General features: G+C 72.8%; 10 protein-coding genes. 7 read left to right on the top strand and 3 right to left on the bottom strand.

What is annotated here, in order from left to right; genetic code table 11:
• Positions 1-15 precede the first annotated feature (15 nt).
• Entirely contained in the window at positions 16-1,209 is a 1,194-nt protein-coding gene (locus FFT21_RS21585; protein ID WP_137815741.1) for a L,D-transpeptidase, read from the bottom strand.
• A gap of 253 nt (positions 1,210-1,462) precedes the next feature.
• Between FFT21_RS21585 and FFT21_RS21580 the strand changes: the two genes are divergently transcribed.
• The 5 genes from FFT21_RS21580 (at position 1,463) to FFT21_RS21560 (ending at position 7,012) form a co-directional block, all read left to right on the top strand.
• A complete protein-coding gene (locus FFT21_RS21580) occupies positions 1,463-2,164 on the top strand; it encodes a response regulator transcription factor (protein WP_137815740.1) in 702 nt (233 codons plus the stop codon).
• Positions 2,161-3,573 (top strand): HAMP domain-containing sensor histidine kinase, encoded by a 1,413-nt coding sequence (locus FFT21_RS21575; RefSeq protein ID WP_137815739.1) that lies wholly within the window; start codon positions 2,161-2,163, stop codon positions 3,571-3,573. The genes FFT21_RS21580 and FFT21_RS21575 overlap by 4 nt, the downstream gene beginning before the upstream one ends.
• Positions 3,574-3,630: 57 nt before the next feature.
• Positions 3,631-5,835 carry a glycosyltransferase gene (locus tag FFT21_RS21570; RefSeq protein ID WP_137815738.1) on the top strand — a complete coding sequence of 735 codons (2,205 nt, stop codon included), beginning with the start codon at positions 3,631-3,633 and terminating at the stop codon, positions 5,833-5,835.
• Positions 5,836-5,962: 127 nt separating this feature from the next.
• Positions 5,963-6,568 (top strand): DUF6230 family protein, encoded by a 606-nt coding sequence (locus FFT21_RS21565; RefSeq protein WP_137815737.1) that lies wholly within the window; start codon positions 5,963-5,965, stop codon positions 6,566-6,568.
• Between the two features lie 21 nt (positions 6,569-6,589).
• Entirely contained in the window at positions 6,590-7,012 is a 423-nt protein-coding gene (locus FFT21_RS21560; RefSeq protein ID WP_137815736.1) for a DUF6114 domain-containing protein, read from the top strand.
• A 152-nt stretch (positions 7,013-7,164) separates the two neighbouring features.
• On the opposite strand, the gene FFT21_RS21555 is transcribed toward FFT21_RS21560, so the two are convergent.
• Entirely contained in the window at positions 7,165-7,818 is a 654-nt protein-coding gene (locus tag FFT21_RS21555; protein ID WP_137815735.1) for a TetR/AcrR family transcriptional regulator, read from the bottom strand.
• 156 nt (positions 7,819-7,974) lie between these two features.
• Between FFT21_RS21555 and FFT21_RS21550 the strand changes: the two genes are divergently transcribed.
• Together FFT21_RS21550 and FFT21_RS21545 are read left to right on the top strand one after the other, a co-directional pair.
• The gene (locus FFT21_RS21550; protein WP_137815734.1) at positions 7,975-9,189 is read left to right on the top strand and encodes an acetyl-CoA C-acetyltransferase; all 1,215 of its coding nucleotides are present in this window, start codon (positions 7,975-7,977) and stop codon (positions 9,187-9,189) included.
• Between the two features lie 31 nt (positions 9,190-9,220).
• On the top strand, positions 9,221-11,389 hold the full coding sequence (locus tag FFT21_RS21545) for a 3-hydroxyacyl-CoA dehydrogenase NAD-binding domain-containing protein (protein WP_137815733.1): 2,169 nt from the start codon (positions 9,221-9,223) through the stop codon (positions 11,387-11,389).
• A gap of 164 nt (positions 11,390-11,553) precedes the next feature.
• Here FFT21_RS21545 and FFT21_RS21540 read toward each other — a convergent pair whose 3' ends face one another.
• On the bottom strand, positions 11,554-12,459 hold the full coding sequence (locus FFT21_RS21540) for a pseudouridine-5'-phosphate glycosidase (protein ID WP_137815732.1): 906 nt from the start codon (positions 12,457-12,459) through the stop codon (positions 11,554-11,556).
• Positions 12,460-12,476 lie beyond the last annotated feature (17 nt).

The following is a 12,476-nucleotide window of genomic DNA, read 5'->3' as shown; positions in this document are numbered from 1 at the left end:
CCGCGCCCCTGGCGCTCAGCGCACGGCACTGCCCCGCAGCCACTCCGGCCACGGCAGCTCCCAGTCGCCGTAGGTGTCCCAGATCTTCAGCGGGCTGCCGCCGGAGTGGGTGATCTCCACCACGTCGCCGAGGTTGAAGGTGTTGAAGAACCACTGGGCGTTGTCCGGGCTGAGGTTGACGCAGCCGTGCGAGACGTTGCTGCTGCCCTGCTGGCCGACCGACCACGGCGCGGAGTGCACGAACTCGCCGTCGTTGGAGATCCGCAAGTCGAGGTCGACCTTCTCCCGGTAGTAGCCCGGCTGGCCGGCGCACACGCCGTAGGTGCAGGAGTCCATGATGATCGACGGCTGCTTGTCCGAGATGACGTGCGGTCCCTCGTGGGTGGGGAATCCGGGGGAGCCCAGGCTGATCGGCATGGTCTTCACCACCTGCCCGTTGTGCAGGATGCGCATCTGCTCGGTGGCGCCGTCGGCCTGCGCGATCCACGCGTCGTGGATGGTGTAGGTGGCGGTGCGGTCGGTCTCGCCGTACACCCCGCCGCCGAGGTCGACCCCGTAGAGGTTGGCGGCCACCGTGATCTTCGTGCCGGGCTGCCAGTAGGTCTGGGGCCGGTAGTGCACCGTCCGACTGTCGATCCAGTGCCAGGCCCCGGGCTGGGCCGGCGTCGACGTCACGGACAACGCCTTCTCCGCGGCGGCCCGGTCGGTGACGTCGTGGTCGAAGGACACGCCGATGATCTGGCCGACGCCGAAGGTCAGCGTGGTGGTGGGCGCGGGGATCAGCGACGGGTAGGCGGTGGCGGCGGGCGCGACGGTGCGCACGGTGCCGGTCTGCTCGCGGGGCTGGCCGGCCCGGTTGGTGCCGTCGGCCACCACGTCGTAGCTGGCGCCGTAGCCGAGTGGTTCGGTGGACGTCCAGGTCGTCCGGTCCGGGGACAGCGTGCCGGCCACCGGGTTGCCCCTCGCGTGATTGGTCACGGTGACCCTGGTGAGCGTTCCGTTGCTGGCCTTCACCACCACCGGCGTCTTCGGGTTCACCGCGGCGTTCCCGGCCGGGTTGATGGTGATGTCCACCGCGGGCGCGGCGGAGGTCGTCGGGGCCCCGCCGGTCGAGGTGGACCCGCCGGTGCACCCGGACGCGAGCACGGTGAGTGCCGCCAGTGCGGCGGTGCCGAGGACACGGCGGTGCCGCCGAAAGATGTCGCCCATATTCCCCCCTTCGCGTCTACCGTGCGTGGGCGTTACGGCCTTTCTCGTCGGCTTTGCGTGCGGGAACATGCCACCGGTACCGGGTCTTGGCGCACCCTCCGTGGCTCGCGCGGCACAGAACGATCACCGGTCGATGATGCCCGCGGTCGCACCGGGCGTCATCTCGGCGTGGGCAGAGCCACCCGATCACCCGGCCCACCCGGTCGCGGCTGACCAGGCGCTTCTTACCTGCCTTTCACGGTGGCCTGCCAGGATGGCCGCGATGACTCCCAGGGTGCTGCTTGCCGACGACGACCGGGCGATCCGCGAGTCGCTGGAGCGTGCCCTGGAGTTGGAGGGCTACCAGGTGACCACCGTGGGCGACGGGGTGGAGGCGCTGGCCACGCTGCGCCGGGGCCCCGTCGACGTGGTCGTGCTGGACGTGATGATGCCCGGGGTGGACGGCCTGGACGTGTGCCGGGTGGTGCGCGGCGGCGGCGACCGCACCCCGATCCTGATGCTCACCGCGCGGGTGGACACCCCGGACCGGGTGGCCGGCCTGGACGCCGGCGCGGACGACTACCTGGTCAAGCCGTTCGAGCTGGACGAGTTGCTGGCGCGGCTGCGGGCCCTGCTCCGCCGCGCCGAGCCGGAGAGCGGCGTCGCCGACCGGGACGGCCTGCTGCGCGTCGCCGACCTGGTGCTCGACGCCGACGCCCGCCGGGTGTGGCGGGACGGCATCGAGGTCGAACTGTCCAAGACCGAGTTCGACCTGCTGGAACTGCTGGTCCGCAACGCGGGCATCGTGCTCGACCACGCCACCATCTACGACCGGATCTGGGGATACGACTTCGGTCCCGACTCGAAGAACCTCGCCGTCTACATCAGCTACCTGCGCCGCAAGCTGGACCGGCCGGACGCCGTCCGGCTGATCCACACGGTGCGCGGCGTCGGCTACACGGTCCGCGTGCCATGAACGTGCGCCGCCTGCTCCACCTGGGCGCGATGATGAACCTGCGCACCCGGTTCGCGCTCGCCTTCGCCGGTGTCGCCGCGGCCGCGATCGCGGTCGTGGTCGCGCTCAGCTACCAGACCACCGCCAACGTCCTCCAGGTCAACGCGGACGAGTCGTTCAACGACACGGTGAAGGACCTGGTCGGCGAGGCGCAGGCCGGCGTGCTGTCGCCGGCCAGCTTCCTGCTGCCCGGCGGGGACGAAAGCGTCCGCTACCGGCTGCCCCGCACGCCGCTGGTCGCCTCCCAGGTGCTCAACCCGGACGGCACGGTGGCGTTGCGCGAGCACCCGGCCGGCGGTCTGCCGGTGACCGCCCAGGACCGCGCGCTGGCCGCGTCGCCGGCCGCCGGCCAGCTCCAGGGCCGCCTGGTGGTGGTCGAGGGCGACCAGTACCGGCTGGTCACCGTGGCGCTGGGCGGCGGGCGTGGCGCGGTACAGCTGGCCCAGCGGCTCACCGAGACCCGGCAGTTGCTCGCCGACCTGGGCCGCCGGCTGATCGTGGCCGGCCTGGGCGTGTTCGTCGCGGCCGGACTCGTCGGCTGGGTGGTCGCCGGACGGGTGACCCGCCGGCTGGTGCGGCTGACCGACACCGCGGAGAACGTCGCCAGCACCGGGCGACTGGACACGCCCGTCCCGGTGCGCGGCCGGGACGAGGTCGGCCGGCTGGCCGCCGCCTTCGACTCGATGCTGGGCCAGCTCGCCAGGGTCAAGGACGACCAGCGGCACCTGGTGCAGGACGCCGGGCACGAGCTCCGCACCCCGCTGACCAGCCTGCGCACCAACGTCGCGGTGCTGCGCCGGTTCGAGGAACTGTCCCCGGAGGCGCGCCAGCGCCTGCTGGACGACCTCGGCACCGAGACCCGCGAGCTCACCCACCTGGTGAACGAGCTGGTCGAGCTGGCCACCGAGCAGCACGACCAGGAGGCGCCGCAGCGGGTGGCGCTCGCCGCGCTCGCCGAGCGGGTCGCGTCCCGGGCGCGCCGCCGCACCGGTCGGGAGATCCTCGTGGACGCCGACGCCGACGCCGTGGTGCACGGCCGCGCGGCCGCGCTGGAGCGGGCCATGTCGAACCTGGTGGAGAACGCCGCGAAGTTCGACCCGGGCGGCACCGCGCCGATCGAACTCGCCGTGTCCGCCGACCGGGTGGTGGTGCGTGACCGCGGACCGGGGATCGCGGCCGAGGACGCGGCGCGCCTGTTCGACCGGTTCTACCGAGCCACCGCCGCCCGCAGCCTGCCCGGCTCCGGGCTGGGCCTGGCCATCGTCCGCGAGGTCGCCCTCTCGCACGGCGGCACGGTGTTCGCGGAGAACCGCTCCGGTGGCGGCGCGGCCATCGGCTTCACCCTGAACGGGCGGACACCGGGCGTCTAACCCTTCTCTAACCCGGCGTGCAGATTCTCCTCACCCGGCCGGGCCATCGTGGTCGGCGTGACGGCGCTGGCGATCGTTCTGGCCACCCTCGGTGCGATCTGCTACGGCGTCGCCGCATGGCTGCAGCACGCGGCCGTGCGCACCGAGACCCCCGGCGGGGTGCGGCTCGGCGGGCTGCTGCGGCTGGCCCGCGCCCCCCGGTGGCTGGCCGGCCTGGTGCTGATCGGCGTCGGCGCCGCACTGCACGCCACCGCACTGGGGCTGGCCAGCATCGTGGTGGTGCAGCCGATCGGGGTGCTGGCCATCGCGGTGACCGCGGTGCTCGCCGCCCGGTCGACCGGTGCCCGGCCGGGTACGACCACCACGCTCGCGGTGCTGGCCTGCATCGCCGGAGTGGGGGTGTTCGTCGCGCTCGCCGTGCCCGGTGGCACCGCCGCCGTGCCGCCCGCCGCGGAGACCCGGGCCGCCCTGCTGGTGCTGTGCCTCATCGCCGTGCTGGGCACGGTCGGCAAGCTGGCCCGCGGCCGGCGGCGCTGCCTCGCCTACGCCGCCGGGGCCGGCGTCGGCTACGGGCTGGTGTCGGTGCTGGTGCACACCACCGCGCGGCAGGCCGAGACGGCCGGGCTGGGCGGGGTTCCGGTGCTGCCCGCGGCCGGGATCGCCGCCGCGCTACTGGTCGGCGGCGTCTTCGTGCAGCACGCCTACGCCAGCGGGCCACCGCACCTGGTGGTGGCCTGCCTGACCGTTGTCGACCCGGTCCTGGGCGTCGGCATCGGTGTCGTCCTGCTGCGCGAGCATGGCGCCGCCGGGCCGTGGGCGGTGGCCGGCCAACTCGGCGCCGCCGCACTCGCCCTCGCCGGAGTCGCCGTGCTCGCCCGTGTCCACCATGCCGGCGGGCTTGCCCGCGCCCATCCCCGGCACGCCACGCACCAACTCGCGAAGGAGCGATCCGTGTCCCCGCACCCGTTCGCCGAGACCGGCCCGCTGCGCATCGTGATCGGCGCGGACACCTTTCCGCCCGACATCAACGGCGCCGCGCGCTTCGCCGAGCGGTTGGCCCGTGGCCTGGCCCGGCGCGGCCACGAGGTGCACGTGCTGTGCCCGGCGACCGAGGCCGGGCCGGGCAGCGAGATCATCGGTTCCGGCGCCGGCGAGGTGACCGTGCACCGGGTGGTCTCGCACCGCACCCCGTTCCACCCGGAGTTCCGGATCTGCATGCCGTGGCGGGCTTTCCGCGCGGCCGGCGCGCTACTGGCCGACCTCGACCCGGACGTGGTGCACGCGCAGGCCCACTTCCTGGTCGGCAGGGCGCTCATCCGCACCGCCGGCCGCCGCGGGATTCCCGTGGTGGCGACCAACCATTTCATGCCGGAGAACCTGTTCGGCCACGCGAAGGTCCCCCCGCTGCTGCGCTCCGCGGCGGCCCGGTGGGCCTGGCGTGACCTGGGCCGGGTCTACCGGGACGCGCAGGCGGTCACCGCGCCGACGCCGAGGGCGGTGCGGCTGCTGCGAGACAACGGCCTGGCCGCCGACGCGGTGGCCATCTCCTGCGGGATCGACCTCGACCAGTTCCGCGCGCCCCAGTCGACCCCGCCGGCCGAGCGGGACGGCCGCACGGTGCTGTTCGTCGGCCGGCTGGACGAGGAGAAGCGGGTCGACGAACTGCTGCGGGCCACCGCCCTGCTCGCCGAGGACGTGCGCCCCCGGCTGGACATCGTCGGGGACGGCTCGTGCCGCACCGCGTGGCAGGCCATGGCCGACGGGCTGGGCCTGCGCGACTGGGTGCGCTTCCGCGGCTTCGTGGACGACGACGAACTCATCGCCGCCTACGCCGGCTGCGACGCGTTCTGCATGCCCGGCATCGCCGAGTTGCAGAGCCTGGCCACCATGGAGGCGATGGCCGCGGGCAAGCCGGTGATCGCCGCGGACGCGATGGCCCTCCCGCACCTGGTGCGACCCGGCCAGAACGGCTGGCTGTACCCGCCCGGCGACGTGGCCGCGCTCGCCGACCGGCTGCGCCGCCTGCTCACCGAGCCGGGCGCGCTGACCCGCATGGGCGCGGCCAGCAGGCGGATCATCGCCGAGCACGCCATCGACCACACCCTGGACCGCTTCGAGACCGTCTACCGCCGCGTGCTCGGCCATCCCGAGCCCGCGGTCGTGGTCGGCGCGGCGGTGCCCAGCGGTGTGCCCGCCCGGTACCCAGACCCGAACGGCCACAACCTGGAAATCCTCACCCGCCCGTACGGCAGCGGCCAGTGAGCCCGGCGGCCGGCCTCGGCTGACCCGGTCGGGTGTCGGCCGTTCCGGGCTGGTTTCCCCGTTGACCACGCGGTTCGGCGCGCCCGGTGCCCACACTGGGGCCGAACCGTGGGGGAGGGGGACGGCCGTGGCCGAGGTGCACGGGCGGCGTGGACGCATTCGTTGGCGACATTTCCTCGCCATTTTCGTGGTCGGGCTGGCCGGTGCCAGTGCGCTGGTGCTCGGTATGGCCCGGGGTGCGCTCGCGGTGTCTTTCGCGGTCGCGAGCACCCCGGTGAAGGTCAGCGCCGACCTGCTGCGCGGGTTCGGGTTCGTCGCGTACGGCGTGGTGGACCGTGAGCTGAACGGCACACCGCACCCGGTCGTGGTGAACGGGTTCCGCAAGCTGTTCCTGAACGGCTTCTGCCAGTCCATCGTCACCCCGCACGTCCCGCTGATCGGCGACGTGACACTGCGCGTCACCGCGCCCGCGGTGGAGTCCGAGAACTCGGTGGCGGACCTGGCGTTCATCGCCGGCGACGTGACCTACGAACACATCGAGGTCAACATCGACGCGAGCATCGTGACGGCGGGGCCGCCCGGGGCGAGGGGAGTGCCGGGTACCAGCGGCACGCAGGCGGCGGCCGTGGTGGTGCGGAACCTGCGCGAGGTCCAGTGGGCGAGCACGGCGGGCCGGCTGCACCTCAGCGGCATGGTGACCACCGTGCTGCCCGGCCGTCACGAGTGTTTCTAGCAACATCACGGGGGAGCGGTCATGGTGTCGGTGCGGATGCGGCTGGGACGGCCGAGTTGGCGGGCGTGGCGGGACTGGCGGCGCGGCCGGCCGTTCACCGCCGGGGTGCTGCTGCTGGCCTCGGGCGTGGCGATTCTGGTGCCGCCGTACGCCTCGCTGCGCTTCGGTGACCTGGTGTTCGCCGTCAACACGATGGGCGGGGTGTCCGCGCTGGTGCTCGGCGGCCTGCTGCTGGTGTGCGCCGCGGCGGTGTGGGCCAGGCCACGGTACCGCGCGCTGGCCGGGGTCGCGGCCACGCTGGCCGCGCTGGTCGCCCTGGTCACCGCCAACCTCGGCGGGTTCCTGGTGGGCACGCTGCTCGGCCTGGCCGGCGGCGCGCTGGCGGTGGCCTGGACCGACGCGCCCAGGCCTGCCCGGCGGCCGAGGCGGACCGCGCTGCGCTGACAGCCTGTTCCGGAGACTCCGGGAACGGCACGAGGCCCGCGCCGGCCGGCCCGCTTCCGATGACGCTCGACCGCAGCGTCGGACGACAACCCTCCGGGCGGGCACGGCGAATCAGGACACGTCCGTTACCACAATTCTGAATACGGTCGTTGTCACGATGGTTCGCCGTCGGTCGAGGCCGCGCGCCGGGCCCGGAGTGCCGCGGGGAAGGTGACCTCGAGCAGGTGCAGGATCGAGCCGGTGAGCATGACCCGGAGGTCCTGCCGGGAGAGCGTGCCGCGCACCAGCCACTCCCGGGTCGCGGCGCGCACCATGCTGCCGTAGGAGCGGATCATCGCCCGGAGTTGTTCCCGGCCCTCGACGATGTCGGTCATCATCGCCGCCTCCAGCACGCGGTCGGCGGCGATCTCGTCACCCTCGGCGAGGATCCGCTCGACGTCGGCGTCCCGGCCGATCGCCTCGGGCCCGATCGCGGTGAGCCACATCTGCCGGTTCCGCTCCACCACGTCCAGCAGCCGGTCCACCCCGATGGCGAGCCGTTCCTCGACGGTGGTCATCGGCAGGTTCTCGGTCGCCGGCGCGGGGACCACCATCATCTGCCGGACGACCTCCAGGTACAGCCCCCGCTTGCCGCCGAAGTAGTGGTTGATCAGCCCGCGGGCCACGCCGGCCTCGTTGGCGATGTCCGTGGTGGACACCGAGGCGTAGGTGCCGGCGCCGAACATCCGCCGGGCCACCGCCAGGATCTGCGCCTTGCGCTGGTCGGGCTCCAGGCGCCGGCGTCGCGCCGCGGGCTGCACGCTCACCGGGCTCACGGTAGGCCGGGCCGAACCTATTGACAAGGCGCCAATAAGTGCGATTCTGGAGGGTGAGCATGCCTGCGCAGCACGCCTGGCGGATGCCCTGAGCGATGTCCGACCGGGTCGCCGCCCAGCTCCCCGTAGCGGAAGGACCAGCCGACCGTGAGCACCGAAGCTTTCATCTACGACGCGATCCGGACGCCTCGCGGCCGGGGCAAGCAGACCGGGTCGCTGCACGGAACCAAACCGATCTCCCTGGTGGTCGGGCTCATCGACGCGCTGCGGAAGCGCAACCCGACGCTGGACGTGGACCGGCTCTCCGACGTCATCCTCGGCGTGGTCACGCCGATCGGTGACCAGGGTGCCGACATCGCCCGCACCGCGGTGGTCGCCGCCGGCCTGCCGGACACGGTGGGCGGGGTGCAGCTCAACCGGTTCTGCGCCTCCGGCCTGGAGGCGGTGAACACCGCCGCGCAGAAGGTGCGTTCCGGCTGGGACGAGCTGGTCCTCGCCGGCGGCGTGGAGTCCATGTCGCGGGTGCCGATGGGCTCGGATGGCGGCGCGTGGGCGATGGACCCGGCGACCAACTACGACACCATGTTCGTGCCGCAGGGCATCGGCGCCGACCTGATCGCCACCATCGAAGGGTTCTCCCGGGACGACGTGGACGCCTACGCGCTGCGGTCGCAGGAGCGGGCGGCCAAGGCGTGGGACAACGGCTACTTCGCCAACTCGGTGATCCCGGTGGTGGACCAGAACGGGTTGACCGTGCTGGACCACGACGAGCACGTCCGCCGGGGCACCACGCTGGACGGTCTGGGCGCGCTGAAGCCGTCGTTCGCCGGAATCGGCGACGCCGGCGGGTTCGACGCGGTGGCACTGCAGAAGTACCACTGGGTGGAGAAGATCAACCACGTGCACACCGCTGGCAACTCCTCGGGCATCGTGGACGGCGCCGCGCTGGTGCTCATCGGCTCCGAGCAGGTCGGCCGCGACCTGGAGATCGCACCCCGGGCCCGGGTGGTGGCCACCGCCACCTCCGGCGCGGACCCGACGATCATGCTGACCGGGCCGACCCCGGCCACCCGCAAGCTGCTTGCCCACGTCGGCCTGGGCGTGGCCGACATCGACCTGTTCGAGATCAACGAGGCGTTCGCCTCGGTAGTGCTGAAGTACCAGAAGGACCTCGACATCCCGGACGAGAAGCTGAACGTCAACGGCGGGGCCATCGCCATGGGGCATCCGCTCGGCGCGACCGGCGCGATGATCACCGGCACGGTGCTGGACGAGCTGGAGCGCACCGGCGGCCGGCGCGCCGTGGTGACCCTGTGCATCGGCGGTGGCATGGGCGTGGCCACCCTCATCGAGCGCGTCTGACGATCCTGACCTGGCAAGGGGACAACGAGACATGACCGAGCAGAGCACCATCCGCTGGGAGCAGGACGCGGACGGCGTGGTCGTGCTGACGATGGACGACCCGAACCAGTCGGCCAACACGATGAACGTGCCCTTCGTCGAGTCCCTGGGCGCGGTCGTCGACCGGCTGGAGGCGGAGCAGGAGGGGATCACCGGCGTGGTGGTCACCTCGGCGAAGAAGACGTTCTTCGCCGGCGGCGACCTCAAGGACATGATCAGGGCCAGGCGCGAGGACGCCCCGGAGATCTTCGCGTTCGTCTCCCGGATCAAGGCACTGCTGCGCCGGCTGGAAACCCTGGGCAGGCCGGTGGTCGCGGCCATCAACGGCGCCGCTCTCGGCGGCGGCCTGGAGATCGCGCTGGCCTGCCACCACCGGATCGCCGCCGACGCCAGGGGAGTACAGATCGGCCTGCCCGAGGTCACCCTCGGCCTGCTGCCCGGAGGCGGCGGCGTCACCCGGACGGTGCGGCTGCTGGGCATCCAGGACGCCTTGCTGAACGTGCTGCTGCAGGGCCAGCGGCACAAGCCGGCCCGAGCGCTGGAACTGGGCCTGGTACACGAACTGGTCGGCAGCGTGGACGAGCTGGTGCCCCGGGCCAAGGAGTGGATCAAGGCCAACCCCGAGGCGTGCGTGCAGCCGTGGGACGCCAAGGGCTACCGGATTCCCGGCGGCACCCCGGCCACCCCGTCGCTGGCGGCGAACCTGCCCGCGTTCCCGGCGAACCTGCGCAAGCAGCTCAAGGGAGCCAACTTCCCCGCGCCGCGGGCGATCCTGGCGGCCGCGGTCGAGGGCGCCCAGGTGGACCTGGAGACCGCGCTGGTGATCGAGTCGCGCTACCTGGTGGAGCTGGTCACCGGGCAGGTCGCGAAGAACATGATGCAGGCGTTCTTCTTCGACCTGCAGCACATCAACGCCGGCGGTAGCCGCCCGGACGGCTACGAGAAGTACGGCGCGCGCAAGGTCGGCATCCTGGGCGCCGGGATGATGGGCGCGGCCATCGCGTACGTGTGCGCCAAGTCCGGCATCGACGTGGTGCTCAAGGACGTCTCGGTGGAGGCAGCGACCCAGGGCAAGGGTTACGCGGTCAAACGGGAGGAGAAGGCCCTCGCCCGCGGGAAGACCACCCAGCAGCGCTCGGACGAGCTGCTCGCGCGGATCCACCCGACCGACCGGGTGGCGGACTTCGCCGGCGTGGACTTCGTCATCGAGGCCGTGTTCGAGAGCACCGAGCTGAAGCACAAGGTGTTCGCCGAGATCGAGGACGTCGTCAACCGCGACGCGGTGCTGGGGTCGAACACCTCCACCCTGCCGATCACCCGGCTCGCCGAGGGAGTGAAGCGCCGCGAGGACTTCATCGGCATCCACTTCTTCTCCCCGGCGGACAAGATGCCGCTGGTCGAGATCATCCGGGGGAAGCAGACCTCGGACGCCACCCTGGCCAAGGTCTTCGATTTCGTGCTGCAGATCCGCAAGACGCCGATCGTGGTCAACGACAGCCGCGGGTTCTTCACCAGCCGGGTCATCGGCACGTTCCTCAACGAGGCGGTGGCCATGGTGGGCGAGGGCCTCGCCCCCGCCTCCATCGAGCAGGCCGGTAACCAGGCTGGCTATCCCGCGCCGCCGCTGCAACTGATGGACGAGCTGACCCTGACCCTGCCGCGCAAGATCCGGTTGGAGAGTAAGGCGGCGGCGGAGGCCGAGGGGCGCGAGTTCCCCGAGCACGGCGCGGACGCGGTGATCGACCGGATGATCGACGAGTTCGACCGCAAGGGGCGTTCCTCCGGGGCCGGTTTCTACGAGTACGTCGAGGGCAGGCGGGCCGGCCTGTGGCCGGGGCTCGCGGAGCACTTCCGCAAGGACGGGCACGAGATCCCGTTCGAGGACATGCAGGAGCGGATGCTCTTCGCCGAGGCGGTGGAGACCGTGCGCTGCCTGGACGAGGGCGTGATCACCTCGGTGCCGGACGCCAACATCGGCTCCATCTTCGGCATCGGCTTCCCCGCCTGGACCGGCGGCGTGCTGCAGTACATCAACGGCTACCCCGGCGGACCGGCCGGGTTCGTCGCCCGCGCCCGGGAACTCGCCCAGCGCTACGGCGACCACTTCACCCCGCCGGAGTCCCTCGTCACCCTGGCCGAGCGCGGCGGAAGGTACGAGTAACCCGGTTCTCGGGCCGGTAGCAGCGACACGGCGCCCGGTGCCAGCACGGCTGACACCGGGCCTCCACTCTTCTCCCCACCCTGCCGGCCAGCCCGACCGCCACGGGGCGAAGCGCCCCTCGCCCGCCCCGTGGCTGTCCCTCCTTGGATCCCGCCGTCAGCCGATCAGATGGCCGCGAGGGCGGCGGCGATGTCCGCGGCGATGGCGGCGTTGTGTTCGGCCAGCGCGACGTTCGCCGGGACGCTCCGGCCGCCGGTGGCCTCCTCGATCCGGGCCAGCACGAACGGGGTCACCGCACCGCCGGTGATGCCACGCTCGGCGCAGGCCCGCAGCGCCGTGTCGATCGCCGCGTCGATCGGCTCGGCGGCGATCTCGTCCTCGACCGGAATCGGCGCGGCCACCAGCACCCCGGTGCGCTCCCGCGCCCGGTTGGCCAGCACGGCGGCCACCTCCTTGGCCGACTCCACCCGGTGCGGTACGGGCAGGCCGCTGGACCGGGCGTAGAACGCGGGGAACCAGTCGTGCCGCCAACCCAGCACCGGCACCCCGGCGGTCTCCAGGTACTCCAGGGTGCGCGGCAGGTCGAGGAACGCCTTGGCGCCCGCGGACACCGTCACCACCGGGCGGTTGGCCAGCGCGTCGAGGTCCGCGGAGATGTCGCCGCTGGCCTCCGCGCCGCGGTGCACCCCGCCGATACCGCCGGTGGCGAACACCCGGACGCCGGCCAGGTCGGCGAGCGCGAGGGTCGCCGAGACGGTGGTGACCCCGACCTCCCAGCCCTGCGCCGCGGCCACGGCCAGGTCCCGCTCGGCCATCTTGCGGGTGCCGAGCAGCACCCGTTCCTCCTCCGCCGGGCGCAGGCCCACCCGCCAGGCGCCGTCCAGCACGGCGGTGACCGCCGGGACGCCGCCGCCCGCGACGATCGCCTGCTTGCAGCGCTCCAGCGCGGTCCGGTTGTGCGGGGCCGGCAGGCCGAGGGTGGAGAAGATCGTGGACTCCAGCGCCACCACCGGCCGACCGTCCCGCAGCGCGGCGGCCACCTCCTCGGACACCACCGGTTGCCGCGCCATCTCGGCACTCTCCTTCC

Source organism: Gandjariella thermophila (assembly GCF_005405885.1).
GTDB classification, from domain to species: domain Bacteria; phylum Actinomycetota; class Actinomycetes; order Mycobacteriales; family Pseudonocardiaceae; genus Gandjariella; species Gandjariella thermophila.
Note: the sequence above shows the minus strand (reverse complement) of the source record. Positions and strands in the feature narration are given on the sequence as shown.

What these genes read in the sequence shown, in the direction of transcription:
- FFT21_RS21575 (WP_137815739.1), top strand. Translation starts at nt 2,161, where the DNA reads ATGAACGTGCGCCGCCTGCTCCACCTGGGCGCGATGATGAACCTGCGC.
- FFT21_RS21580 (WP_137815740.1), top strand. Translation starts at nt 1,463, where the DNA reads ATGGCCGCGATGACTCCCAGGGTGCTGCTTGCCGACGACGACCGGGCG.
- FFT21_RS21560 (WP_137815736.1), top strand. Translation starts at nt 6,590, where the DNA reads ATGGTGTCGGTGCGGATGCGGCTGGGACGGCCGAGTTGGCGGGCGTGG.
- FFT21_RS21540 (WP_137815732.1), bottom strand. Translation starts at nt 12,459, where the DNA reads ATGGCGCGGCAACCGGTGGTGTCCGAGGAGGTGGCCGCCGCGCTGCGG.
- FFT21_RS21545 (WP_137815733.1), top strand. Translation starts at nt 9,221, where the DNA reads ATGACCGAGCAGAGCACCATCCGCTGGGAGCAGGACGCGGACGGCGTG.
- FFT21_RS21585 (WP_137815741.1), bottom strand. Translation starts at nt 1,209, where the DNA reads ATGGGCGACATCTTTCGGCGGCACCGCCGTGTCCTCGGCACCGCCGCA.